We start from the raw sequence: 25435 nt of genomic DNA on the forward strand, positions 1-25435 counted from the left end.
TGAACGATCGTTCACGTTGCAAAGATCATGATAAAATTTAAAAATGCAATATCTTTTTTGTTAAAAAATATTTTGCAAATGCTTAGGTTTGGATATGCAATCAATAAGATTAGCGATGATCTTATTGATTGCTAGAGTATAATGGAGGGTGATTATTTGTCACGATAAAAATCGTGGATGGAGAGGGGATTTAAAAAAAATGTTTGTTAAGAAAATCCATGAATTTGCTTTTATATGATTCGGAGACAGGAATATATTCTTTCCCGAAAACGATACAATTTCGTTCTATTGTTTTTATTTTTTTCAGATTGACAATAAAAGAACGATGTACTCTCATAAATAAATTACTTGGAAGTTTTTCTTCAAGCGATTGCATACTCATTAAAGAGCTAATTGGTTCTTTTTGATTTTCGAGATGGAACTTCACATAATCTTTCTGGTTCTCTATATACAGAATATTATCAAAATCTATTTTTTCCATTCTGTAACCCGATTTGATAAATATACTTGTTGTTGAATGGGATATATTTGCCAGTTTAAACCATTCTAGTGCTTTGTTTGTTGCCTGTAAGAAATCTGTGTAGTTGATTGGTTTGAGTAAATAATCCAAAGCGTTTACACGGAAGCCTTCAACCGCATATTGATCATATGCTGTAGTGAAAATAATACGTGTAGATGCATGTATTGTTTTTGAAAACTCAAGTCCATTGATCTGAGGCATATTGATATCAAGAAATAGTAGATCTATCTGTCTCTCATTTATTGTGCTGATAGCAGATAGTGCGCTATTAAATGTTCCAACTAGTTCCAGATAAGATGTTTTTAAGACGTATGATTTTAGTAAATCGATAGCCAAGGGTTCATCGTCTATTATTATACATTTGAGAGTCATGCTGTTATTTCTGTTTTTTTGAAATCTATCCTCAATAATGTAAAGAAGCGATCAGAGCGTTTTTCTGCGATGAATTCATATCTGTCGGGATATAACAACTCCAACCTCTTTGTAAGATTTACAAGTCCGATTCCTGAATTATGAGTTTCCATATTTTCAGCTTTTTCAATCAAGCTGTTTTCTACAGTGCATAAAATACCTTTTCCCGGATCAACCAAGATACTTATATTAATGAAGCTATTATCTCCATTGTTTATTCCGTGTTTAAAAGCATTCTCAATAAGTGTAATAAACATCAGGGATGCAATCAGATCTTTGCTTCCTGCGCTATTTATTTCAACATTGAGCTTTACCGTAGAACTAAGACGAAGTCGCATCAAATCGATATAGTTTTTTGTGAATTCCAGTTCTTTATCCAATGGTACAAATTTCTGATCATTATCATACATAACATATCTCAGCAAGTTGCTCAAGCGATGTACTGCATTCTGAGCTCTGTTTTGATCTATGGCAATAAGCGAGTATATGTTATTTAATGTGTTGAATAGAAAATGAGGATTCAGCTGACTTCTAAGATTTCGCAAATCCGCTTCTAATTGTACGCTTTTTACTTTCTCGAAGGTGATAGAATCTTTATACCAACGGGCTGTCATTTTTATGGCAACACTAAGACCAATAAGAAAGAAAATAGACATATAGTCTATAATAAATTTCATCAAAGGAGGGCCTCCGGGACCACCTCTTCGATGTTCTTCCATTCGTGGAAATTCTCTTGGATGTTCCTGCATATTGACAGGTATGGAAAAAGCGAGCAGGTCTGATATTACTGTTTGTAATGCAACAATAATGATAACAAGCACAATATTTATACTTATATAGGTAATAATCTTACGATTGAATAAAAATTTCTCTATCAAATATAAATAATTGAGGTAGAACAGTATCGCTAGTAGCGCAACACGTATACAATAATTGTAGAAAGGCTTGATATCAAATACCCCTTCTCTTGACATCAGATAAGTAGGAACAATTAAAACAATTGTCCAGATAAGTACATGTGGAAATATTCTTATAAAGTTTTTCATCGTTATTCGTATCTGAGTGCGTCTATAGGGTCGAGGGTCGATGCTTTTTTTGCCGGATACCACCCAAAAAATATTCCGGTAGCGGTACATACTATAAAAGACAAAGCTATAGTATAAACTTGAATATCTATAGGCCATGCTAAAATATTTTTCACAATATATGCACTGCCAATACCAATGATCACGCCTATAACGCCTCCTGTAACGCTCAATAGTATAGATTCTATAAGGAATTGCATCAATATATCAAATCCCTTGGCTCCGATAGACATTCGCAAACCTATTTCCCTTGTGCGCTCTGTTACCGATACATACATGATGTTCATAATACCGATGCCACCAACAAAAAGAGATATTCCGGCAATACATGCCAGCAAGATAGTCATCATGTCTGTTGTAGAACTCATCATAGTTATTAGTTCCTTTTGCGATCGTACATTGAAGTCATCTTCCTGATTTCCTGTTATTTTATGTTGTTGCCGCATTATATTTTCTATACTCGAAATGGCTTGATCTGTAGCATCTTCGCTAACCGCCGAAACCGATATGGATTGTATATAAGTTATTGCCAATATACGCTTTTGTACAGTAGTATAAGGTGATATCATCAGGTCATCCTGATCCATTCCCATTGTATTATCCCCTTTTGATGTTAATACGCCGATGACTTTGAATGGAATTTTATTGAAACGTATTGTTTGCCCTACAGGATCTTCTCCATTCGTGAATAGGTTATCAACTACAGTTTGTCCGATCACGCATACTTTTGCAGACGTCTTCACATCGGCATCGGTAAACATCTCTCCTTGTGCTATTGTATATTTGCGGATATCAAGAAAAGAAGGATTTACTCCATAGATAGATGTTGGAGCATTATTTGCTCCAAAAATCACTTGCCCCGAAGATTGAACTTCCGGCGATGCTGCAGAAATGAATTCTGCCTGATCTACTATTGCCTGATAATCTTCCATCTTTAATGTTTGCATACTGGAAGAGCTTTGACGCACACCACCAAATTGTCCGGTTCCGGGACGTATATTTATCATATTAGAGCCCATTGTGGAAATCTGATCCTGTATACTTTTTTTAGATCCTTGACCTATTGCAAGCATCGTAATAACGGCAGCTACACCGATAATTATACCAAGCATAGTAAGGAATCCCCTAAACTTATTACCGCTAAGGGCTCGTAATGCTATTTTAAAGAGATTGATGAAATTCATTTTAATATATCAGTTTTCTATCGGTAATTTAGCGAGAAATTCTTTTGCCGATTGAATATTTATGTTCCTTGTATCTTCCTTGATACGTCCGTCTCGTATAACAATATTACGACTGCTAAATGCCGATATTTCGGGGTTGTGTGTAACGAATATAATAGTACGTCCTTCGGAGTGTAACCGCTGCATCAGTGATAATATTTCGAACGAAGTACGAGTGTCCAAATTCCCTGTTGCTTCGTCTGCTAATATGATAACAGGCTCGTTCACTAATGCTCTGGCAATGGCTACCCGTTGCATTTGCCCTCCCGACATTTGATTCGATTTATGATTCAGTCGGTCTCCCAGTCCTACATCTTGCAAAGCCTTTATGGCTCTCTGGTGACGATCTTTTGCCGATATATCCGGATTGTACATCAATGGCAGCTCAACGTTTTCAACAGCTGTTGTTTTTGCCAGTAAATTGTAAGACTGAAATATAAATCCTATCTTACGATTACGGAGGGTTGCTCTTTCATTTTTACCCATTTTGCGTACAGAAATCCCATCCAAATAATATTCACCATCGGACGGTGTATCCAAACAGCCCAGTATATTCAATAAAGTAGATTTACCCGAGCCGCTTGTACCCATGATTGTGACAAATTCGCCTTCGGATATACTAAAGTCTATTCCCCTCAAAGCATGAACCGTTTCATCACCAACAATATAGTTTCGCTTGAGGTTTTCAACTCTTATAATTTCTTTAGTCATTACGTTATTTTTTCTTATTGTCTTCGGGGCGTTTTGGCATAAAAGGGCTAGATTCTCCATTGCCATTGGTTTGTCCTTCGGGTTTATCACCATTTGTCTTTTGTGATACTCCGGTTACAACTTCCTCTCCTACATGCAGTCCTTCTATTATAGCTGTATGTATGCCGTCGGTTTTACCAATAGCAATATGTTTGGGTAATAGCTTATCTCCTTCCTTTACCCATACTATTTTCTGAGTTTTATCATTATTAGAATCAACAGGACCTCTTTGTTCTGATACTTTTAACCCTTCTATATCTTTCATTACTTCGGGTGCAGGGTTGAAACGTAAAGCTTTTGAAGGAATCAATAGTAAGTCTTTTTCTTCCATTGTATAGATGTTTACGTTTGCTGTCAGCCCTGGTTTTAATTTGAGGTCAGGGTTGGGTGCATCTATTACAACTTGATATGTAACTACGTTGGATGTAGTTGTTGCTTCCAGTCTTACCTGCACTACTTTCCCTTGGAATTCGTCTTCGGGAAAAGCATCCACAGTAAAAGATACTCGTTGTCCCTCTTTTACTCCGCCTATATCTGCTTCATCTACATTGGCTATTACGCGCATCTTGGTCAGGTCGTTTGCGATGGTGAAAAGAGTCGGAGTGCTGAATGATGCAGCTACCGTTTGTCCTTGTTCTACAGCACGGGAAACAACTACTCCGTCTATTGTTGAAGTAATAGTTGCATAGCCAAGATTGGTTTGAGCCTTTAATACGGCTGCTTTGGACGATGTTACAGCCAGTTGAGCGGTTTTGTATGTCGATTCGGCATTTTCCCAATCAACCTTGCTGATCGCTTGTTTTTCCCAAAGGCTTTTTTGCCTCTCATAATTTTTCTTTTGAAGATCCAGATCCACTTGTCTCGATTGAAGTGCTGCATTAGCATTTTCCAGTTCAGATGCGAGTAAGCGTTTATCCAGTTCGGCAAGTACTTGTCCGGCCTTGACCTCCGAATTGTAATCCACATATATTTTAGATATTACACCCGAAACCTGTGTACCTACTTCTACCAGGGTAATGGGTTCTATTGTTCCTGTCGCTGTGATGGCTATAGAAAGGTTCCCTTTGTCTACCTTAGCTGTTGTTAATGTAGTTATTGTCTTTTTCCCTTGTGGGAATATAAGAAAAGCTATACAGCATAAAGTGAGTACTATAGCTCCTATTATCAGATATTTCTTGGATTTTCTTTTCATCATTATCTTATTAAAGCGTTAATTCTTGTCCTTGATAGAAATTTAGTAATTTCAAACTTAGCAATGCTGTATATTTGGCTTGCAGTAAAGACTGTAAAGCATTGGCATAATTATTTTTTTCGGTAGTGAGTTCTACTGTATTGCGCATTCCTAATGAATATTGCTCTAGTACGAGCTGATAACTCAATTCCGAAGATTTTACTTGATCCTTAGCTGCTCTATACTTGCTTTGCCCCGATACTGCATCTTGGTATAAGGTTTCTATCGTCTTTAATAATGTTTTTTCTGTATCTATCAAGTCTAGTTGAGCTGTCTGTATGTCGAGCTCTGCCTTTTTTACGTTTGACTTGTTTTGTTTATTATCGAAAATAGGCACACTAAGCGTAAGCCCTATAGACTGATTGAAATTTCGTCCTATTTGTGTTGCAAAGGAGGGTGAATTATTAAATATATTACCGGTGCCCATACTTCCTGTAACAGAAACAGTAGGTAGATAGCCTGCCTTTGCAGATGATTTACTGAGATTAGCCAACTGGATATTTAATTTGCTATTTGCTACTTCGGGCATTATATTTAGAGCTCTTCTGTAAACTTCGTATTTTGAAGGGATAAATAATAGTATATCTTCGTCATTTATCTCAGGAAATACAATGTCTATCTCTTCATCATAATCTAATTCGAGCAATTGTTTCAGTTGTAACTTATAACTTTCGTAAGAGCTTTGTGCTTGTACAAGATTGTATTTGTCGGAACTATATTGAGCTTCCACCTGAGCATATTCACTGTGTGTAATACTTCCTGCATCAAGAAACTCTTTGCTCTGTTTCAATTGCTCTTCATCCGATGCTAGAATATTCTCGTTGTTTTTTATCGACTCTCTACTATATAAAATTTGTAAATAAGCCTGTGTAATAGATATCTCAGTCTGATTACGGATATTTTCTGTATTTAGGTTTTGAGCTTCTTTTTTTAGTTGAGCTTGTTTAATATTGTTCTTATTTTTTCCACCATTGTATACTGTCCAGTTTGCATTTAATGTATATTGCCCATTGAACAATCCTTCATAATGATAATTCCCGGCACCATCCGGTGACTGAGAATTTGTGTATCTCTGCGAAATACTCCCGCTTAAACTCGGAAACAATGCAGCCTTCGATTGCGAAATATCTACATTGTAACTTTCTGTAGTGATAATGGACTTCTTTACTTGGATGTTTTCTTGTCTGGCATAGTCTATGCACTCTCTTAATGTCCATTTTTTTTGAGAGAAAGCAGCAACCGGAATGAAGAGTCCGGTTACTGCCATTACTAAACCTAACAAATTTTTAGTAAAATAAATGCTCATCTTTAAATTGTATCTTAATGTTTTCAAAACATTCCATCTGGTGATTCATCGGGAGCTGTACCTTCGTTTGGCATTGCTGAAGGACGTTGATCTCCTTTCTCTTCGAGTCTCCTTCTGGGTGGTTCGCGAAACTCCACGCTTTGTTTCTTTTCAGCAAATATGTGGTATTGTTCGGTTGTAAGTATAGACTTGTACTTTTGGTCGTATTTCTCTTGTTTAGTCTTAATCTTCTCGTCTGTTTTACTTATTTTTTCTGTAAGTTTTAATCTTTCTTTATTCGCTATTCCGGGATTCTCTGATCTCATTTTTAGCTCTTGTTTCTCTTGCATCAATTTGAAGATATCCTTCCGTTCATCCGAAATGGTTTTACTCAATTTCTCTCGTTGTTCAAGGGTTAGGTTCGGAATGTCAGGTATACCCATAATAAAAAAGCTCTCGTCTCGAGAATTACCTTGATGCATAGGTGCATGGCCTTCCCCTCGTCCTTTGCCTCCTCCGGGAGGTCTTCCTCCTCCCATACCTCCCATAGAGCCTTGTGCAGCAAGGCTACCGCATGCTATAATAAGAGTTACTGTCAATAATATTTTCTTCATTTTATCTTTCTTTTTACTCAAAAGTATATTTGTGTATTTCGCTACACAATGGTAATCGATGAATAAGTCTGTTTTATCGACAAATACATCATATTTAGGTTTGATCTGTTGGCTAGTCCAGATATTGGTGTACCGTAACTAAAACGAAACGTTTTCTTGAATTAAACTTATTGAGGGTGTAGTTCTCTTGTAACAAAAATGTAAGTGATTTGCAATGTAAAATATCAAATAAATATATGTTTAAAATTGACTATTCAGTGAAAAAGAAGAACCGCAACTTACTAAAATCAATGTTGCTTGTATTTGCTCTATTATCAATAACTACACTTTCTGCTCAGACCATTCTGACCGGAAGTATTATAGATGCAAAAACAAAAGAATCTCTACCGGGAGTTACCATTTCTGTTAAGAACACAACAATAGGTGCTATTTCTGATGAAGATGGAAAATATGAATTGAAGCTTACTCCGGGGAAATATACCCTCGTAACTTCTTACATCTCATATCAACCATTAGAAATTACAGATGTAGAGATCAAAAAAGGAGAGCCCACTGTAGTAGATATTCCCATGATAGAAGCATCGCATACATTAGGCGAAGTATACGTTGTAGCTTTGGGACGTATAAATTCTGAAGTGTCTTTACTGAGTTCTATACGGAAATCGAACGCAGTAGTCAGTGGAGTATCCTCACAGCAAATTGCAAAAAGTCAGGATCGCGATGCATCGGAGGTGATAAGACGTATTCCCGGCATATCGATTATAGATGATAAGTTTGTTGTTGCCAGAGGTCTTTCTCAACGATATAACAATGTATGGGTAAATAATAGTGCTATACCTAGCTCGGAAGCAGATAGCCGATCTTTCTCATTCGATATATTGCCAAGCTCACAGATAGAAAATATTATGATTGTAAAATCTCCGCAACCAGAGCTGCCTGCTGACTTTTCGGGAGGTTTTATTAAAGTAGAGACAAAGGGAATCCCAAACGAAAATTCTATCCAGGTCAGTTACGGAGCCGGTATAAATACGCAAACTCAATTCAAAGATTTTAAATACAGTAAAGGTAGTGCAACAGACTTTCTCGGATTTGATAATGGTATGAGAAGTCTTTCGAGTGCATTTTCATCCGGACGTATAGATAATGATAATTCTCAGCAAGTAACAGATCTTACCCAAAACGGATTCAATAACGATTGGCTTGTAAAAAACAAGAAACCATTACCCGATCAACGTTTAGGTTTTGTTATCAACCGAAAATACGCCGGAGCCAACAACAGTATGTGGGGACTTATAGCTGCTCTGAATTATAGCAATACAAGTAAGACTTTTACCGATATGGAAAACTCCCGATATGGAGTCTACGATTCGGACAATGATAAACCATACTTTACATTTAAGTATAAAGACAATCAGTACAACAATGATGCAAGGGTAGGGGCTTTGGCTAATCTGATATACATGCCCAATGATAAGCATCACTTCGAATTTAGAAATATATTGAATCAAATAGGTAAAAACAGATATACCGAGCGCGAAGGATATCAGAATACAAGTGGCTTCTACGGGCAACGAAAAGCAGAATATATCTATAGCAGTCGTCTTGCTTATTCAGCCCAATTTGCAGGGAAGCACACTTTGACGGAGAAAGATAAATTAGATTGGGTATTGGGTTTTTCTTACAGCAATAGAAATCAGCCGGACAGACGTATTATTAACTGGGAGCAAAATGGTTATCCGGGTGATGCACACTATATGGAATACCAAATCGATCAAAATGATATAACACGCGACTATAACAAACTAAACGAATATAATTATTCCTTTTCTGCCAATTATACACATGATTTCTCCTTTGAGAATGGATTTAAACCATCTATAAAAGCAGGTGTATATGGAGAATATAGAGATCGGAATTATAATACACGCTATTTTAAGTATCGCTGGATACCTGAGAATCTGGATGAAGACTTTGGATATAAAGATGTTTATACTCAAATGCTGATTCCTCAAAACTATGGAGCAACCAAGCTGTATGTTTATGATGATACCGATCGATTAAATGATTATTCGGGAACAAATACGCAGGCTGCAAGCTATATCGGCTTCAATATTCCACTGAATAAATTGAATATTTATACCGGAGTTCGTTTAGAGCACAACAAAATGTCATTGAAGAGCTATACAACAATATCGGGAGATAAGTCAAAAACATCAGATTATAACTATACGGATATATTTCCTTCTTTGAATGCTTCTTACAATTTATCTAACGATCATTTAGTAAGATTGGCTTATGGGCGATCTACAAACAGACAAGAATTTAGAGAAATATCATCATCGTCATACTATGATTTCGATTTGTTCAGTTTTGTTTCGGGTAATCCTGACTTAAAGCCTGCATATGTCAATAATTTTGATTTAAGATACGAGTTTTATCCTTCCAACTCAGAAATTTTCTCGGTGGCTCTATTTTACAAAAACTTTACGAATCCGATAGAATGGACTTATCTCGATGGAGGTGGAACATATATCTATACTTTCAAAAATGCGGATAAGGCTAACAACTATGGTATTGAAGTAGACATAAAGAAAAGTTTAGACTTTATAGGGCTTAATAACTTCTCTTTGACCTTCAACGGGTCTCTGATAAAAAGCGAGGTAAAGTTTAAAGAAAGAAGTAGTGCCAACTACGACCGTCCTATGCAAGGTCAATCTCCTTATCTGGTAAATACAGGTATATTCTATCAGAACGAAAAATTGGGAATTAATGTGACAGCACTCTATAATATAATTGGGAAACGAATAGTTGGTATTGGCCGTGTATCTACTACTTCTGGTGGCTCTGTAAACAATGATATTCCCGATATGTATGAGATGCCAAGAAGCGTAGTAGACTTTATTATAACTAAAAAATTCGGGAAGCATTTTGAACTGAATGCAGCAGTAAAAGATATACTTGCCGCAAAAGTAAAGTATGCTCAATTTCCTAAGTTCATAGATGCTGATGGTAATACACAAGAAAGAGAACAAATAACAAAAGAATTTAAGACCGGACAAAATATATCATTAACAGCTAGATACTCTTTTTAGAAAACAAATTATAAATCAGAAAGTAATACATTTTAATAATATGAATATGAAGACATTAAATTTATTTGGAAAATTATTTTTAGTTGCATCTATCGCTATTCTATCAGCTTGTTCTGATAATGGCAATGATGATCCAACAGTAGATCCGTCTAAAGAACAGATCCTATTTAACAATGGTACTGAAATAGGTAATGGTGAACAGGAATTTAGCATAAAAGAGAGCCATACACTTGCAAAAGGTACTTATGTATTGAAAGGTTGGGTATATATCGAAGATGGTGCTACACTGACTATCGAGCCGGGTACTATTATCAAAGGTGATAAAAATACAAAAGCAGCAATTATAGCAAAAAGAGGCGGAAAGCTAATAGCCAAAGGAACAGCTTCTGCTCCTATCGTATTTACTTCTAATCAGGCGGCAGGAAGCCGTAAGCCGGGAGATTGGGGAGGTATTATACTTTGCGGTAGAGCAAAAAATAATATCGATATCGTAGATGGAATGCAAATAGAAGGTGGAGTAAATGCCAAACATGGTGGTAATGACGATAATGACAACTCTGGTGTAGTCAGCTATGTGAGAATTGAATATGCCGGATTTCCTTTTGCAACAGACCAGGAAATTAATGGTTTGACAATGGGATCTGTAGGTCGTGGCACACAAATAGATCACGTACAAGTATCTTATTCTAATGATGACTCTTTTGAATGGTTTGGCGGGACTGTAAATGCTAAATATCTTGTAGCATATCACGGATGGGACGATGATTTCGATACAGATAATGGTTACTCAGGTAATCTTCAATTCCTTTTAGGTGTTAGAAACCCTCAGATTGCAGACCAATCTTTATCTAATGGTTTCGAATCAGACAACAATGCGAATGGTACAACCGACGAACCATATACAAAAGCTGTATTTAGTAATGTGACTCTAATAGGTCCAATCGGACAAGCTACAGATTTTGCTAATACAACTCAGTACATTACAGGTAATGGGCTAAATCCTAATAATGGATCAAGATTAGGTGTATTCCAAGCTGCAATACAAATTCGTCGCAACTCTCGTTTGAATCTTTTCAACTCTGTTGCAACAGGCTATCCGGTAGGTTTAATATTAGACAATCAGAAAGGAACAACTCAAAAATGGGCTGAAGACGGCACACTTAAACTACAGAACAATGTTTTTGCCGGAATGAACGTTCTTGGTGCTGATATCAACAAACAATCGCCTACATGGACAGACCAATTGTCAACCAATGGAACATCTATAACAGACGAAACAAAAGCATCATTCTCAAGTACATTCTTTAAACTAACAGCTAACAATAATAAGGTTTTGACTAGTATTTCAGACCTGAAATTGAAACAACCAAACAGTAAAGCAAGTAATCCGAACTACGGTCCTGTTTCAGGTAGCCCTGTAATTGGATTGGCTTCTTTCTCAAACGCTTCGTTGTCAGATTCATTCTTCACAAAAGTAACCTATTCAGGTGCTTTTGCCAGTGACTCTAGCAATGATAACTGGTTGCAAGGATGGACAAACTTTGATCCTCAAAACACTACTTACTAATAATAACAGAAATTTTCAAAATGAGAAAAGGCCGGATGTGAAAAACATTCGGCTTTTTTATGCTAAATATTGGGGGATATCAATAAGCATATAAGTGCATAAAATAGAAGAGAATGCAGCGTATATTCTCCTTTCTTAATATGACTCTGGAATTGCATTGTTTTAACAAAGAGAAATTATATCACGGTAAGATTAACCCTTAAATTGATACTTTAATCATATCTTTGTGTCTTTAAATCCATAATTTTTAACCATAAAAAGGAGATTATGTCCACATACACAGAAGATAACCGCAAGGTCACTACTCGCCGCCTGATAGAAATGAAACAACGTGGCGAAAAAATTTCAATGCTTACAGCGTACGATTTTTCAATGGCATCTATTATCGATCAGGCGGGAATGGATGTTATCTTGGTTGGTGACTCCGCCTCTAATGTAATGGTTGGTAATGTTACTACTCTTCCGATGACTCTGGAACAAATGATTTATCATGGGCGTTCTGTCATGAATGCAGTTAAACGATCACTCGTTGTTGTTGATATGCCATTTGGTACAGTGTCAGGTAACCCATTAAAGTCTCTCGAATATGCTATCCGCATGATGAAAGAAACCGGAGCTGATGCTATTAAGGTAGAAGGTGGCGAAGAAGTTATCTCGGATATCAAGAAGATAATCGATGCCGGTATTCCAGTAATGGGGCACTTAGGGCTTATGCCACAATCTATAAATAAATATGGAACTTATAATGTGAGAGCAAAAGACCAGTCGGAAGCAGATAAACTACTAAAGGATGCTCTTAAACTTCAGGAAGTAGGTTGTTTTGGTGTCGTATTAGAAAAAATTCCTGCTGAACTGACAAAAGAAGTTACATCAAAACTATCAATTCCTACTATAGGTATAGGGGCGGGACCTCATGCCGACGGACAAGTTTTGGTAGTACATGATATGCTTGGAATAAATAAAAATTTCTCGCCTAAATTCTTACGTCGTTATGCAGATTTACATTCTGTAATGACTGAAGCTGTTCAGAATTATATCAAGGATGTAAAGACTTCTGATTTTCCGAATGAGAACGAAAGTTATTAGAGCTTGATCTCTGTTGCAAAGTATAGCTGATCTATTAAATATTATAATATCTATAAAAGGAGTTGACAATAAATGAAGGTTTGTATTGCAGAAAAACCAAGTGTTGCAAGAGAGATAGCAAGTATTTTAGGTGCGAATGCTCGTAAAGACGGCTATTTTGAGGGCAATGGCTATCAGGTAACATGGACCTTCGGACACTTCTGTACACTCAAAGAGCCTCACGAATATACCCAGGAGTGGAAAAAATGGTCTCTATTCGTATTGCCGATGATTCCACCTCGTTTTGGTATAAAGGTTATTGATAATGATGGTGTTAAGAAGCAGTTTTCAGTTATTGAAACCTTGATTTCTCAAGCTGCTGAGGTTATAAACTGTGGAGATGCCGGACAGGAAGGAGAACTAATTCAACGTTGGGTATTGCAAAAAGCTCAATGCAAAGTTCCAGTAAAACGTCTGTGGATATCATCATTAACCGAAGATTCGATACGCGAAGGGTTTAATAATCTTAAAGAAGAGCAGGTCTTCGATAAGCTTTATGAAGCCGGATTGTCCAGAGCAATAGGCGATTGGCTGTTAGGTATGAATGCTACTCGGTTATATACTGTAAAGTATGGGCAAAATAGATCGGTACTGTCTATCGGACGAGTGCAAACACCTACATTGGCACTAATTGTCAACCGTCAGCTCGAGATTGAGAACTTTAAGCCTGAGCCCTACTGGGAGCTAAAAACAGTTTATAGAGAAACGACGTTCTCTGCAACTAAAGGACGGTTTCTGGTAAAAGAAGAAGGTGAGAAGTTTCTTGAAGAAATAAAGCAAGCTGATTTTGAAGTAACAGATGTATCAGTAAAGAAAGGCGAGGAGGCACCTCCACGCTTGTTTGACCTTACTGCTCTACAGGTGGAATGCAATAAAAAGTATGCATTCTCGGCAGAAGATACATTAAAGACGATACAGTCTTTGTATGAAAAGAAACTGGTGACATATCCTCGTGTTGATACTACATTCCTTAGTGATGATATTTATCCTAAAATTCCTGCCATCCTCCGTGGAATAAGTGGCTATGAAGAGCTTGTGAAACCTTTATTGGCAGCAGCAAAGATTCCAAAGTCAAAAAAGGTTTTTGATAATAGTAAAGTTACCGATCACCACGCTATTATACCTACAGGTGTAAGGGCCAATGCGATAGCAGGTAACGAACAAAAGGTTTATGATCTTATAACAAGGCGTTTTATTTCAGCTTTTTATCCAAATTGTAAAATAGCAACAACGACCGTTCTGGGTGAAGTAAATAAAATAGAATTTAAAGTAACGGGCAAACAAATTCTGGAACCCGGCTGGCGAGTAGTATTTGAAAAGCAAGCAGAAAGTCAGGATGAAAAAGAAGAGGATGCTGATGATAACATACTACCTGCTTTTGAAAAAGGAGAATCGGGGCCTCATATCCCTGCCTTGAACGAAAAATGGACTCAGCCACCTAAATATTATACCGAAGCAACTTTGTTGCGTGCTATGGAAACCGCAGGGAAGCTTGTGGATGATGACGAGTTGCGTGATGCCTTAAAAGAGAATGGTATAGGTCGTCCTTCTACACGGGCAGCAATAATAGAAACTTTGTTTAAACGGAATTATATCCGCAAGGAACGAAAGAATCTGTATGCTACTCAAACAGGGGTTGAGCTTATTGGTACAATCAAAGAAGAGCTGCTAAAATCAGCCGAACTAACCGGAATCTGGGAAAAAAAGTTGCGCCAGATAGAACGAAACGAGTATGATCCTCGTCAGTTCATTGACGAGCTCAAGCAAATGCTAATAGAGATTGTAGCCAATGTGAAAAATGATTGGGGAACGACTATTACAATACAAGAAGCCGTAAAAGAAGAGGCTAAATCGACAAAGAAACCGACTAAGGACAAGAAGGCTAGTGATAAAAAAACGACACCAAAGCCTAAGAAAGAAAAGAAAACCGAATCTAAAAATAGCGAGCCTCTATCTTGTCCGTTGTGCAAAGTCGGTAAAATATTGAAAGGGAAAACGGCTTACGGATGTTCTGAGTGGAAACAGGGCTGTAACTTCCGTTTGACCTTTGATGAAGTTGGTGATAGTTTGACTGATGATGAACTAAAAGTAATATTTGAAACGAAATACAAATCTTAGCTATTTTTGTGAAAGTCACATATAAAAAGAAAGAGCTATCAATCAATGATAGCTCTTATTTTTACCTTAAGTTTTAATTACTTTTTCTTATCTGTAGCAGCTTTGTCTTTGCAACAAGCTTTTTTCTCTCCGTCTTTTGTACAAGCTTTTTTGTCGGCAGCAGCTTTGTCTTTACAGCATGCTTTCTTTTCTCCGTCTTTAGTACATTCTGTTTTAGATTTAGGACAATCTTTTTTAGGTGCTTTGTCTTGAGCCATTACACTTGTTGATGCAATTAAGGCTAAACACATAATTGCCGACATGATCATTTTTTTCATACTTTGTACGCTATTAAGTGAATATTAATATTTTCGTTTGGATACAAATATAGTAGCAAATCAAATAGAATTTAATTAACTAAAGTTAAATTTGATAATCAAATACAGTAACTATTCCTAATTAATATTCAAATCGGCCAAATTCACTATCAATAAGCAGTTCTGTCTTCTCCGACTTCTCAACATATCCAACGATCTGAGCATCGATGCCGAAAGATTTTGATATATCAATTACAGCCTCGGCATATTCCGAAGGTAAGTATATTTCCATACGATGCCCCATATTGAATACTTTGTACATTTCTTTCCAGTCGGTTCCCGATTGTTCCTGTATCAATTTAAATAAAGGCGGCACAGGGAACAAGTTGTTCTTTGTTATCTTCACTTTATCTACAAAGTGGAGAACCTTTGTTTGTGCTCCTCCCGAACAGTGTACCATACCATGTATTACCGGGCGTAATTTATCCAGTATCTGTTTTATAACAGGAGCATAAGTACGAGTAGGAGATAGAACCAGTTTACCGGCATCAATTCCTAATCCTTCGATCATATCCGTTAACTTCATATTACCTGAATAAACCAGATTGCTAGGAATAGACGAATCATAACTTTCCGGATACTTGGTTGCCAAATAGTTCGCAAACACATCATGGCGGGCAGATGTTAATCCGTTGCTACCCATACCGCCATTATACTCTTTTTCGTATGTGGCTTGTCCGTATGAAGATAGGCCGACAATCACATCTCCATCCTGTATATTATCGTTAGAAATTACATCCGATTTTTTCATGCGGCAGGTAACCGTACTGTCCACTATTATTGTACGTACGAGGTCGCCTACATCGGCAGTTTCTCCACCGGTAGGATATATATTTACTCCTAGTGACGATAATTCTTCACAAAGATCATTTGTTCCCTGTATAATGGCAGAGATTACTTCACCCGGAATCAGCATTTTATTACGTCCTATAGTAGACGACAATAAAATATTATCAGTAGCACCTACACACAGCAGGTCGTCTATATTCATTATCAATGCATCTTGTGCAATACCTTTCCAAACCGACAAGTCGCCGGTTTCTTTCCAATACATATAGGCTAACGAAGATTTTGTCCCTGCTCCGTCGGCATGCATGATATTGCAATATTCGGCATCGCCACCTAATATATCGGGGATTATTTTACAAAAAGCCTTAGGGAATATTCCTTTATCGATGTTTTTTATAGCATTATGTACATCTTCTTTCGATGCTGAAACGCCACGCTGGTTGTATCGTTGGTCACTCATTATTATATGAATATATTTAAGCTGCAAAGTTAATAAAATAGAGGTAATATCGAAATAAGAAATACAGTTCTAATTTTTGCAATCATACAATACTATATATAACTCTCTTTTAGGGGAGAATTGTGTGAAAAAATGAGAAGAAATTAAGCGCATACTTACATGTAAATTTTATCTTTGTTGGAATAGAAGTCATCTTGGCTTTTTAGTTTTCTTTATAATCTTTATTGCTACTAAAATATCTTTCAATTTATTATAATATGTCATTTTCACAGTCATTGTTGCGCAGTAGAGGGAATGGTATCGCATCTGTTTCTTTCTCCGAACTTCTTTTTGACCTTATCTATGTATTTGCCGTCACCCAGATATCTCATTATCTCCTGCATCATCTTACATGGCTTGGATTTTTACAAAGTGCAGTAATCTGGTTTGCCATGTGGATGGCTTGGCAGCATACTACATGGATGACTAATTGGTTTGATCCTAATACACGAAAAATCCGTATTTTTCTGTTTATCTTAATGTTGATAGGGCTTATCATTGCTGCGGCGATACCAGATGCATTCGGAGATAGAGGGCTCATATTTGCCTTGTGTTATGTTGTTACTCAAATCGGACGTTCGGGTATTATCCTTTTCATGCTTGGCAAGAAGCATCATCTGACAAAGAACTATACTCGTATATTGATATGGTTTTTTATCTCAGCCGTATTCTGGATCGTAGGAGCTTTGGAAGAAGATTTCATTCGATTGATATTATGGACTATCGCTGTTCTGTCAGACTATATAGCTCCTATGCATGGTTTTTATCTTCCTATTCTCGGTCGTTCCGATTCGAGCAAAGAATGGACAATTGAAGGACATCATCTGACAGAAAGATGTCAGCTTTTTGTAATTATTGCTTTTGGAGAAACCATATTGATGACAGGTGCATCGTTGAGCGAATTAGAAGTTTGGACACTATCTGTTGTGGCAGCAGCCCTTTTGTCTGCTGTCAGCAGTCTGGCTATGTGGTGGGTCTATTTTGATACGAGCAGCGAAGTAGGTGCTGAAAAAATCCAGAAAGTGGACGACCCCGGAATGTTAGGGCTGAAATACCATGCTGTGCATGTGGTACTGGTAGGTGCACTGATAATGAGTGCTGTTGGAGATGAACTGACTGTCAATCATCCTCTTGGCTATATTTCTTTAGCTGCAATCTTTGTCATAATAGTGGGACCAGTCATTTATCTTATGAGCAATATGGCCTATAAATGGCTTACTTGCCATATTATAGCAAAATCGCATATTGTGGGCATAATAGCTTTATTGCTGATAATTCCGTTTTCTCCATACCTGAATCTGTTAATAATTAATGCCTTGTCTGTGTTCGTATTTGTGGCAATCAGTATTTATGAAATGATGAATCCAAATGTTGAATGACAAAAATTGAGAACAAGAGTGCTAGAAATATGTTTTATAAATAAGAAACAAAACTTATAGTAGAAATGAAATATGGAAACAAAGGAATATGAATTGATAAATAATACAGATGAAAGCCAGTATGAATTTCATGTAGGAAAATACATTCCCAAAATAAAATATATGAAATCGGTCAACAATGAGATTTATCTGACACATACCGAAGTACCTTCCGAACTTGGAGGTCAGGGCATAGGCAGTCAGTTGGTAGAAAAAGTGTTGCAGGATATTGAGATGCAAAAACTTCAATTAGTACCATTATGTCCTTTTGTTGCGGGATATATACAAAAACATCCAGACTGGAGGCGTATTCTTATGAAGGGGATAAATGTATAACGTAACATATCTTAAAAAAAGAATCAATTAAAAAATATTTCTATAAAATGGAAAAAGTAATAGAATACACAAACGGGGAAGTGACCGTAATATGGAAACCTGAAATATGTAAGCATGCGGGTATTTGTGTTAAAATGCTGCCAAATGTTTATCATCCTAAAGAAAGGCCATGGGTAAAACCTGAAAATGCTACCACTGAGGAACTAATAGAACAGATAGATATGTGTCCGTCCAAAGCTCTTACCTATCGGATGAATAAGACTTAATATACTCTTTTACTTTATCCTTAAACTTTTTATATATAAATACTTTATCAAATTCGGACTTATATTCAACCTTATTTATATAGTCAAATAGTAAAGCGGAAGATTCTGTACAAAAAATTGGTAGTGAAAACAAGCTAATTCTAATCAAAATAATTTCTATATTTAGAAGTCAAGAAGACTTTATAATAAAAAAGACTTTAATGCAAGAAGAAATATTTCCTCTAGTAGATGAACAAGGTATTGTAGTTGGACAAGCGTCACGTAGTGTTTGTCATGATGGATCAAAGTTGTTACATCCTGTAATTCATCTCCACATCTTTAACTCTAAAGGTGAATTGTATTTACAGAAACGTTCTGCTACAAAAGATGTACAGCCCAACAGGTGGGACTCTTCCGTAGCGGGGCATATAGATTTAAACGAGACACCCGAAAATGCAGCATTGCGGGAGGCTTCCGAAGAGTTAAATATATCGGATATTATACCTCGCTATATAACCAAATATATAATAGAGACAGATCGGGAACGTGAATTAAGCTATTGTTATTATGCTATATACGATGGAGACTTTACACTAAATACAGAAGAACTTGCCGACGGACGTTTTTGGACGATCGATGAGATACAAAATGAGTTGGGTAAAGATATATTTACCTTAAATTTTGAATCCGACTTCAAGTTATTCTTACACAAAGGCTCTCAAAATATAGTTCAACGGTAATCCTATATTTAGTTGATATATTCGATGACTTGTTTTATATCTGAAAAATCTGAAATTATAAAATCGGCTTTACCTTGAAGTTCATTTTCTGGAATTGTAGTGGAAACACCTACAACACGCATTCCGGCATCTTTGCCTGCTCGTATTCCATGAAAAGAATCTTCGAATACAACGCATTCTGAGGGAGATACATTTAGGTCTTCCGCAGCTAATAGATAGCATGCCGGATTAGGTTTACCTTTGATTATGCGCGCCGCTGTAACTTCGGTATCGAATGTTTTGGATAAATTTAATATATCCAAAGCACGTTTCATTTTGAAATCCTGCGAACTGGTTACCAATCCTATTTTATAGTTATTGTTTTTCAGATATTCAATAAACTCCATCACACCGTCTACCAAAGGAAAGTCCATTTGCAATTCGAATTCGCCTAATTCTCTCTCTACTGTTTTTACTTCTTCTTTGGGTAAGTGGCTAAAATATTTTTTTAGTATGTCCGGACTAGTGGTTCCTTTTACTTTCAAAGCAAAATTTTCGATACCTAGATTATATTTTTCACCTAAAGCATCAATGTATATATCATATTGAGGCTCGGTGTTCGCTATCACTCCATCAAAGTCGAACAGTATGGTTGTTATTTTTGTCATATTTCAATATTATTTCTTCTTTTCCGCTGCAAAGGTAAGGTTTTAAATTGTTATTAACAATTAGCGTTTGATTTGTAAATAGTTACTATATTTTTCTGCTTAAAATATCTATTATAAAGTACTGTTGCGATTGCAATATAAATTCATTAATCGCTTGTTACTTGTAAAAAGCATAGCAGAAAAGTGACAATAATAATTATATAAAAAAGTGTCACCTTTGTCACCTTTTGCTACGTAATTGTTTGGATTATATTGTGTTGTGATATATTCCAGATTGTCACTTTTTGTACCATTATATAAAGAATGTCATAAAAGTTGGAATTAAGGAGCAATTAATACTTATTTGCTAAAGAATCGGTGTTGTAAAAAAGCCTCTTTATTTATTTTATTTATATTTTTGTATATTTGATTGTTTAAGATGAGAAGAATATTCCTGATAGGATATATGGGTGCTGGAAAAACAACAGCAGGGAGAGAGCTTGCAAAAGAGCTTAATCTAGAATTCGTTGATTTAGACCACTTCATACAGGCTCGCTATCAAAAAACAGTAGGACAGATTTTTTCAGATGTTGGAGAAGGTGAATTTCGTAATATTGAAAAGAGCATTCTGAAAGAAGTAGGTGAGTTCGAAGATGTAGTGATATCTACAGGTGGAGGCACACCTTGCTTTTTTGATAATATAGAGTATATGAATCAAGTAGGTACAACCATTTATTTGAAAGCATCGGCTGATGTGCTGGCTTCGCGATTGAATGATTGTAAAGATAAACGTCCTTTGATAAAGGATAAAAATGAAGAGGAACTACTTCGGTTTGTAACAGATACTCTAGAAAAGAGAGAGCCTTTTTATTCAAAAGCGAAAATTATATATGAAACTGAGGTGTTGGTCACTCGTGAAGATGTAAATGAGTATGTTCGGAAATTAATAAAATTATTATGAACTTAAGTCTGATTCGTTTTTTAGCAGGTATTACTTTGTTATCCTGTATTATTTCACTCTCTGCCCAAGAAAAGCAATATAGTTTCAATAAAGATAAATCGAAATTGACTCTCATTGTTGAAAAAGAAAATACAAAATTATTAGTAGTAAAAAACAATGTAAAAAGAAGAGGCCTTCCACTCAAAGAGGCTAAGATTTATACATTAGATATAGCTTCCGACACAGTTGGTACATGGTCGGTATTGCCTACAAAAGAAAATGTTTGGAAGTTGTCTTTTGATATTCCTGATGCCAAAGGGTTTTATATAGGATTCGATGATTTTTATTTACCCGAAGGGGCTCAATTATATGTATATGAAAAAAGCAATGTGAAAAATGCTATTGTATACAAACATGAAGATAACCCACAAGGTGGAGCTTACTCTCTCGAGAATCTGAAAGGAGATAATGTTGTACTTGAATATGTAGCACCACAAAATCTAGGAACTCCACGATTGCATATATCCGATGTAGGGTATAAATATGTTGATGAACAAGGCGACCCAATCAGTGGCTTTAATACTGCCTCTAATTCTTGTATGGTAAATATAAATTGTGCAGAAGGTGGCTTTTGGAAGAATCAGAAAAAAGGAGTGTTGCAATTGCGTGTCAAAAGAGGAGGTAGTACTTATCTTTGCTCGGGTACGTTAATTAATAACACGAGTGAAGATAAAACTCCCTATGTGTTAACAGCATATCATTGTTTTGAATACTTATCGTCGTCAATAATATCTAATACTGAATTCTTTTTTGATTATGAGACCCCCGAATGTGAAACAGAAAACAGACCCAACTATAAATATCATAAAGGTGCAAAACCATTGGTACTTAATTCAATCGATGATGGTTCTGACGGTGCTTTACTTAGGTTGTCTGAGTCAATTCCCGATAACTGGGATGTCTATTACAACGGTTGGGATAGAACAAATGATGGCGCGAGTGTAACAGGTGGAGCGGTAATTCATCACCCTCTGGGAGATGTTAAAAAAATAACTCTATTTAATAAACCTCTTACTTCGAGTAAATGGGATCCGGACTCTGAAGACGAGCCAGATGGTACTCAATGGAGTGTGACTTATTATAAAGGCGCTACAGAGGGTGGTTCTTCGGGAGCTCCTCTCTTTAATCAAAACGGTTATGTGGTGGGTACATTATCAGGAGGAGAAAGTAATTGTTCAAATCAGGGGTTAGCTGATTCTTTTGGTAAATTTTGGTTTCATTGGGATCAGTACTATGATGCAGATCAGCATATGTCTAAATATTTGGATCCCAATAATACAGGAGCTACTAAATTGAAGGGGTTGAGTTCGCTTGGAACTGACGAGCCAAATCCTGATCAACAACCAGAATTCCTCATATATTTTAAAGGTGATGTCTTGCGCATATATGCTAAAGATATATTAAAGAAAGTAAGTATTGCAGACTTAAACGGACGAATATTGTATACTAAAACTACAGGTTTTGATTCTTCTATATTTGAAGAAACGTTATATGGATGGCGTCCGGGAGTATATATTGTCTCTGTGGATGTTTCGGGAAGGTCTACGAAGTCGATAAAAGTAATGAAGTAAAGAAGAAAGATCCAATAATAAAATGGCTAAAACCAAAACAGTATATGTTTGTAACAACTGTGGAAATGACTCTCCTAAATGGTTAGGGAAGTGTCCTGTATGTGGAGAGTGGAATACTTATGTAGAAGAGATTGTTAGTAAAGATAGCTCATCGAGAGGGAACTCCAACTTATTTGAAACATCTAAGGCGAAGCCATTATTATTGAAAGAAGTAGAAACGGGAGAAGAACCTCGTATAGACTTGCACGATGGAGAATTGAACCGTGTGCTTGGAGGAGGACTGGTTCCCGGTTCGTTGGTGCTGATTGGTGGTGAACCCGGCATCGGAAAGTCGACACTTGTTTTACAAACAGTCTTAGGACTGAGAAAAATAAAAACACTATATGTTTCGGGAGAAGAGAGTGCCAGGCAATTGAAATTGCGTGCCGATCGTATAAACTCCAATAGTGAGAACTGTTTTATCGTATGCGAGACAAATCTCGAACAGATATTTGTTCATATACAAAATCTAAAACCGGACTTTGTTATCATAGACTCTATACAGACAATATTCACAGAATCAGTAGAATCGTCTCCGGGTAGCGTATCGCAAGTCCGCGAATGTTCGGCTTCAATCCTTAAGTTTGCAAAAGAGACAGGAACCCCTGTGGTTCTTATCGGGCATATAAATAAAGAAGGAAGTATTGCCGGACCAAAAGTGCTGGAGCATATTGTAGATACAGTACTGCAATTCGAAGGAGATCAGCATTATATGTATCGTATCTTGCGAAGCATAAAAAACCGTTTTGGGAGTACTGCCGAACTAGGTATTTACGAAATGAGGCAAAATGGGCTTCGTGAAGTTAGTAATCCCTCCGAATTGCTATTAACTCAGAATCACGAAGGGCTGAGCGGTGTTTCTATTGCCGCAGCTATAGAAGGAATACGTCCCTTTCTTATCGAAACTCAGGCTTTGGTAAGTACTGCTGCTTATGGGACTCCTCAACGTTCGGCTACAGGTTTTGATCTGCGACGGATGAATATGTTACTTGCGGTATTAGAGAAAAGAGCAGGATTTAAGCTGATACAAAAAGATGTATTTCTTAATATCGCAGGAGGGCTTAGAGTGAATGATCCTGCTATGGATTTGTCAGTAATTAGCGCTGTATTGTCTTCAAGCTTGGATATCTCCATAGAGAAGCATGTTTGTATGACTGGAGAAGTGGGCTTGTCGGGTGAAATACGTCCCGTAAATCGTATTGAACAAAGAATATTGGAAGCAGAGAAGCTGGGCTTTTCTAAGATACTTGTTCCTCAAAATAACCTGAAAGGATTTACCTCGAAAGTAAACATTGAGATCGTGCAAGTACGAAAAGTAGAAGAAGCTTTTAGGCAATTATTTGGATGAAAATATAACGATATTAGAATCGTATCAAAAAGGAGTATTGACGACATTATCTTTTTTGCTTATTACGTTATTTGGAGGTTTGATAAGTATGTCATTTTCCATTGTATTACAACGGATAAAGAAAAAGATAGAAGAATAGTTTATAATGAATTACGAAGAAACACTAGAATATTTATATAATCAATTACCTGTTTATCAAAAAGTAGGAGGTACAGCCTATAAAGAAGGATTGGATAACAGTCTGTCCCTTGATAAATATTTTTCACACCCTCATACCCGATATAAGACGATTCATATTGCAGGAACAAATGGGAAAGGATCTACGTCTCACCTTTTGGCCGCAACGTTGCAACAGTCTGGTTACAAGGTTGGATTATATACATCTCCGCATCTAGTTGACTTCAGAGAGCGTATCCGTGTAAATGGAGAGAAGATATCGAAACAATATGTTTTGGATTTTGTTACAAAACACAGAGAGGCTTATGAGCCTATACAGCCTTCTTTCTTTGAATTGACGATGATGATGGCTTTTCAGTATTTTGCCGATACAAATGTTGATGTTGCAATAATAGAAGTCGGACTAGGAGGAAGACTGGATAGTACTAATATTATAACACCGGTGTTGAGTATAATTACCAATATTAGCTTCGATCATATGCAATTTTTGGGCAATACACTAGAGAAAATTGCGGCTGAAAAAGCAGGTATAATCAAGAAGGATATCCCCGTTATTATTGGAGAGGCAGAAGGTGATGTCCGTAAGGTGTTTGGAGATACTGCAGAGAGGGTAGGAGCGCCTATCATTTTTGCAGAAGATGAAAAACTGATACACTCAAGCTTGCGTACTGCCAGTGGGTGGTTGTATGATACAAAATACTATCAGCAGCTCAAAGGTGAACTTTCGGGTTATGCCCAGATAAAAAATACGGCGACAGTACTATGTGCTATACGTGAACTTCAAAAACAGGGCTATGTAATACCATCGAAGGCTGTATATAATAGTTTTGCCTATGTGAATGAATATACCGGACTAATGGGACGCTGGCAAATATTACAAGACTATAATCCCAAAATTGTATGTGATACAGGGCATAATGAAGCCGGAATGAAATATATATCAGAACAGCTTGTAAACGAGCGTTATGATACCTTACATATTATTCTGGGTATGGTAAATGACAAAGATATTTCATCTGTATTATCCTTACTCCCTAAAAAGGCTATTTATTACTTTACTAAAGCGTCTGTACCTCGATCGATGAACGAACGAAGCTTGCAAGAATTTGCTGTCAAAAAAGGGCTTACAGGCTATTCATATCCTACAGTGAAAGAAGCTATTCGTGCAGCAAAAGATTGGGCTACACCAAGTGATTTTATATTTATAGGAGGAAGCAACTTCGTTGTAGCTGATGCACTTATCGAATTCGGCTATGAATAGAAGCAATAC

Annotated in this window: 22 protein-coding genes; 12 read left to right on the plus strand and 10 right to left on the minus strand. The window is 36.6% G+C overall.

Annotated elements, in window-relative coordinates; genetic code table 11:
- Positions 1-190 precede the first annotated feature (190 nt).
- From PKC55_RS15115 to PKC55_RS15145, 7 genes are read right to left on the minus strand one after another with little or no spacing between them, the layout of a single operon-like run.
- On the minus strand, positions 191-892 hold the full coding sequence (locus PKC55_RS15115) for a LytR/AlgR family response regulator transcription factor (protein ID WP_291026922.1): 702 nt from the start codon (positions 890-892) through the stop codon (positions 191-193).
- Positions 889-1977: a sensor histidine kinase gene (locus tag PKC55_RS15120; protein ID WP_291130448.1), complete on the minus strand. Its 1089-nt coding sequence runs from the start codon at positions 1975-1977 to the stop codon at positions 889-891. The genes PKC55_RS15115 and PKC55_RS15120 overlap by 4 nt, the downstream gene beginning before the upstream one ends.
- A 2-nt stretch (positions 1978-1979) precedes the next feature.
- Positions 1980-3200 (minus strand): ABC transporter permease, encoded by a 1221-nt coding sequence (locus PKC55_RS15125; RefSeq protein WP_135104410.1) that lies wholly within the window; start codon positions 3198-3200, stop codon positions 1980-1982.
- Between the two features lie 9 nt (positions 3201-3209).
- Positions 3210-3950 carry an ABC transporter ATP-binding protein gene (locus PKC55_RS15130; RefSeq protein ID WP_291130444.1) on the minus strand — a complete coding sequence of 247 codons (741 nt, stop codon included), beginning with the start codon at positions 3948-3950 and terminating at the stop codon, positions 3210-3212.
- Between the two features lie 4 nt (positions 3951-3954).
- The gene (locus tag PKC55_RS15135; protein WP_291130442.1) at positions 3955-5184 is read right to left on the minus strand and encodes an efflux RND transporter periplasmic adaptor subunit; all 1230 of its coding nucleotides are present in this window, start codon (positions 5182-5184) and stop codon (positions 3955-3957) included.
- A 7-nt stretch (positions 5185-5191) separates the two neighbouring features.
- A complete protein-coding gene (locus tag PKC55_RS15140; protein WP_291130439.1) occupies positions 5192-6526 on the minus strand; it encodes a TolC family protein in 1335 nt (444 codons plus the stop codon).
- Between the two features lie 23 nt (positions 6527-6549).
- Entirely contained in the window at positions 6550-7119 is a 570-nt protein-coding gene (locus PKC55_RS15145) for a hypothetical protein (protein ID WP_291130436.1), read from the minus strand.
- 236 nt (positions 7120-7355) lie between these two features.
- Between PKC55_RS15145 and PKC55_RS15150 the strand changes: the two genes are divergently transcribed.
- From PKC55_RS15150 to PKC55_RS15165, 4 genes are all read left to right on the plus strand, one after another.
- Positions 7356-10211: a TonB-dependent receptor gene (locus PKC55_RS15150; protein ID WP_291130433.1), complete on the plus strand. Its 2856-nt coding sequence runs from the start codon at positions 7356-7358 to the stop codon at positions 10209-10211.
- A gap of 40 nt (positions 10212-10251) precedes the next feature.
- Positions 10252-11778 (plus strand): beta-helix domain-containing protein, encoded by a 1527-nt coding sequence (locus PKC55_RS15155; protein ID WP_414647321.1) that lies wholly within the window; start codon positions 10252-10254, stop codon positions 11776-11778.
- Between the two features lie 267 nt (positions 11779-12045).
- Positions 12046-12864, plus strand: coding sequence for a 3-methyl-2-oxobutanoate hydroxymethyltransferase (gene panB, locus PKC55_RS15160; protein ID WP_135104417.1), 819 nt, complete (start codon positions 12046-12048; stop codon positions 12862-12864).
- Positions 12865-12936: 72 nt separating this feature from the next.
- Positions 12937-15021 carry a DNA topoisomerase 3 gene (locus tag PKC55_RS15165; protein ID WP_291130425.1) on the plus strand — a complete coding sequence of 695 codons (2085 nt, stop codon included), beginning with the start codon at positions 12937-12939 and terminating at the stop codon, positions 15019-15021.
- Between the two features lie 77 nt (positions 15022-15098).
- Here PKC55_RS15165 and PKC55_RS15170 read toward each other — a convergent pair whose 3' ends face one another.
- Positions 15099-15338, minus strand: a complete 240-nt coding sequence (locus PKC55_RS15170; RefSeq protein WP_135104419.1) for a hypothetical protein — start codon at positions 15336-15338, stop codon at positions 15099-15101.
- Between the two features lie 121 nt (positions 15339-15459).
- Positions 15460-16626, minus strand: coding sequence for an AIR synthase related protein (locus PKC55_RS15175; RefSeq protein ID WP_291026896.1), 1167 nt, complete (start codon positions 16624-16626; stop codon positions 15460-15462).
- Between the two features lie 257 nt (positions 16627-16883).
- Between PKC55_RS15175 and PKC55_RS15180 the strand changes: the two genes are divergently transcribed.
- From PKC55_RS15180 to PKC55_RS15195, 4 genes are all read left to right on the plus strand, one after another.
- The gene (locus tag PKC55_RS15180; protein WP_291130423.1) at positions 16884-18044 is read left to right on the plus strand and encodes a low temperature requirement protein A; all 1161 of its coding nucleotides are present in this window, start codon (positions 16884-16886) and stop codon (positions 18042-18044) included.
- Between the two features lie 72 nt (positions 18045-18116).
- Complete coding sequence (locus tag PKC55_RS15185; RefSeq protein WP_283687663.1) at positions 18117-18419, plus strand: GNAT family N-acetyltransferase; 303 nt, start codon at positions 18117-18119, stop codon at positions 18417-18419.
- 47 nt (positions 18420-18466) lie between these two features.
- The gene (locus PKC55_RS15190; RefSeq protein WP_135104423.1) at positions 18467-18685 is read left to right on the plus strand and encodes a (4Fe-4S)-binding protein; all 219 of its coding nucleotides are present in this window, start codon (positions 18467-18469) and stop codon (positions 18683-18685) included.
- Between the two features lie 200 nt (positions 18686-18885).
- Entirely contained in the window at positions 18886-19404 is a 519-nt protein-coding gene (locus PKC55_RS15195) for an NUDIX hydrolase (RefSeq protein WP_291130420.1), read from the plus strand.
- Positions 19405-19412: 8 nt separating this feature from the next.
- Here PKC55_RS15195 and PKC55_RS15200 read toward each other — a convergent pair whose 3' ends face one another.
- Positions 19413-20051 carry an HAD family hydrolase gene (locus PKC55_RS15200; protein ID WP_291130418.1) on the minus strand — a complete coding sequence of 213 codons (639 nt, stop codon included), beginning with the start codon at positions 20049-20051 and terminating at the stop codon, positions 19413-19415.
- 418 nt (positions 20052-20469) lie between these two features.
- Here PKC55_RS15200 and PKC55_RS15205 point away from each other — a divergent pair, with 418 nt between their 5' ends.
- From PKC55_RS15205 to PKC55_RS15220, 4 genes are all read left to right on the plus strand, one after another.
- Positions 20470-20991, plus strand: coding sequence for a shikimate kinase (locus PKC55_RS15205; RefSeq protein WP_283687667.1), 522 nt, complete (start codon positions 20470-20472; stop codon positions 20989-20991).
- The gene (locus tag PKC55_RS15210; RefSeq protein WP_291026881.1) at positions 20988-22601 is read left to right on the plus strand and encodes a trypsin-like serine protease; all 1614 of its coding nucleotides are present in this window, start codon (positions 20988-20990) and stop codon (positions 22599-22601) included. The genes PKC55_RS15205 and PKC55_RS15210 overlap by 4 nt, the downstream gene beginning before the upstream one ends.
- A 22-nt stretch (positions 22602-22623) precedes the next feature.
- A complete protein-coding gene (radA, locus tag PKC55_RS15215; protein ID WP_291026878.1) occupies positions 22624-23988 on the plus strand; it encodes a DNA repair protein RadA in 1365 nt (454 codons plus the stop codon).
- Positions 23989-24133: 145 nt separating this feature from the next.
- Entirely contained in the window at positions 24134-25426 is a 1293-nt protein-coding gene (locus PKC55_RS15220) for a bifunctional folylpolyglutamate synthase/dihydrofolate synthase (protein ID WP_291026875.1), read from the plus strand.
- The last annotated feature ends 9 nt before the right edge of the window (positions 25427-25435 follow it).

Source organism: Dysgonomonas sp. (assembly GCF_035323175.1).
In the GTDB taxonomy this organism is placed as follows: domain Bacteria; phylum Bacteroidota; class Bacteroidia; order Bacteroidales; family Dysgonomonadaceae; genus Dysgonomonas.

Excerpts from the sequence above, each read along its gene's own strand:
- PKC55_RS15115 (WP_291026922.1), bottom strand. The coding sequence starts at position 892 with ATGACTCTCAAATGTATAATAATAGACGATGAACCCTTGGCTATCGAT.
- PKC55_RS15120 (WP_291130448.1), bottom strand. The coding sequence starts at position 1,977 with ATGAAAAACTTTATAAGAATATTTCCACATGTACTTATCTGGACAATT.
- PKC55_RS15125 (WP_135104410.1), bottom strand. The coding sequence starts at position 3,200 with ATGAATTTCATCAATCTCTTTAAAATAGCATTACGAGCCCTTAGCGGT.
- PKC55_RS15130 (WP_291130444.1), bottom strand. The coding sequence starts at position 3,950 with ATGACTAAAGAAATTATAAGAGTTGAAAACCTCAAGCGAAACTATATT.
- PKC55_RS15135 (WP_291130442.1), bottom strand. The coding sequence starts at position 5,184 with ATGATGAAAAGAAAATCCAAGAAATATCTGATAATAGGAGCTATAGTA.
- PKC55_RS15140 (WP_291130439.1), bottom strand. The coding sequence starts at position 6,526 with ATGAGCATTTATTTTACTAAAAATTTGTTAGGTTTAGTAATGGCAGTA.
- PKC55_RS15145 (WP_291130436.1), bottom strand. The coding sequence starts at position 7,119 with ATGAAGAAAATATTATTGACAGTAACTCTTATTATAGCATGCGGTAGC.
- PKC55_RS15150 (WP_291130433.1), top strand. The coding sequence starts at position 7,356 with ATGTTTAAAATTGACTATTCAGTGAAAAAGAAGAACCGCAACTTACTA.
- PKC55_RS15155 (WP_414647321.1), top strand. The coding sequence starts at position 10,252 with ATGAATATGAAGACATTAAATTTATTTGGAAAATTATTTTTAGTTGCA.
- panB (WP_135104417.1), top strand. The coding sequence starts at position 12,046 with ATGTCCACATACACAGAAGATAACCGCAAGGTCACTACTCGCCGCCTG.
- PKC55_RS15165 (WP_291130425.1), top strand. The coding sequence starts at position 12,937 with ATGAAGGTTTGTATTGCAGAAAAACCAAGTGTTGCAAGAGAGATAGCA.
- PKC55_RS15170 (WP_135104419.1), bottom strand. The coding sequence starts at position 15,338 with ATGAAAAAAATGATCATGTCGGCAATTATGTGTTTAGCCTTAATTGCA.
- PKC55_RS15175 (WP_291026896.1), bottom strand. The coding sequence starts at position 16,626 with ATGAGTGACCAACGATACAACCAGCGTGGCGTTTCAGCATCGAAAGAA.
- PKC55_RS15180 (WP_291130423.1), top strand. The coding sequence starts at position 16,884 with ATGTCATTTTCACAGTCATTGTTGCGCAGTAGAGGGAATGGTATCGCA.
- PKC55_RS15185 (WP_283687663.1), top strand. The coding sequence starts at position 18,117 with ATGGAAACAAAGGAATATGAATTGATAAATAATACAGATGAAAGCCAG.
- PKC55_RS15190 (WP_135104423.1), top strand. The coding sequence starts at position 18,467 with ATGGAAAAAGTAATAGAATACACAAACGGGGAAGTGACCGTAATATGG.
- PKC55_RS15195 (WP_291130420.1), top strand. The coding sequence starts at position 18,886 with ATGCAAGAAGAAATATTTCCTCTAGTAGATGAACAAGGTATTGTAGTT.
- PKC55_RS15200 (WP_291130418.1), bottom strand. The coding sequence starts at position 20,051 with ATGACAAAAATAACAACCATACTGTTCGACTTTGATGGAGTGATAGCG.
- PKC55_RS15205 (WP_283687667.1), top strand. The coding sequence starts at position 20,470 with ATGAGAAGAATATTCCTGATAGGATATATGGGTGCTGGAAAAACAACA.
- PKC55_RS15210 (WP_291026881.1), top strand. The coding sequence starts at position 20,988 with ATGAACTTAAGTCTGATTCGTTTTTTAGCAGGTATTACTTTGTTATCC.
- radA (WP_291026878.1), top strand. The coding sequence starts at position 22,624 with ATGGCTAAAACCAAAACAGTATATGTTTGTAACAACTGTGGAAATGAC.
- PKC55_RS15220 (WP_291026875.1), top strand. The coding sequence starts at position 24,134 with ATGAATTACGAAGAAACACTAGAATATTTATATAATCAATTACCTGTT.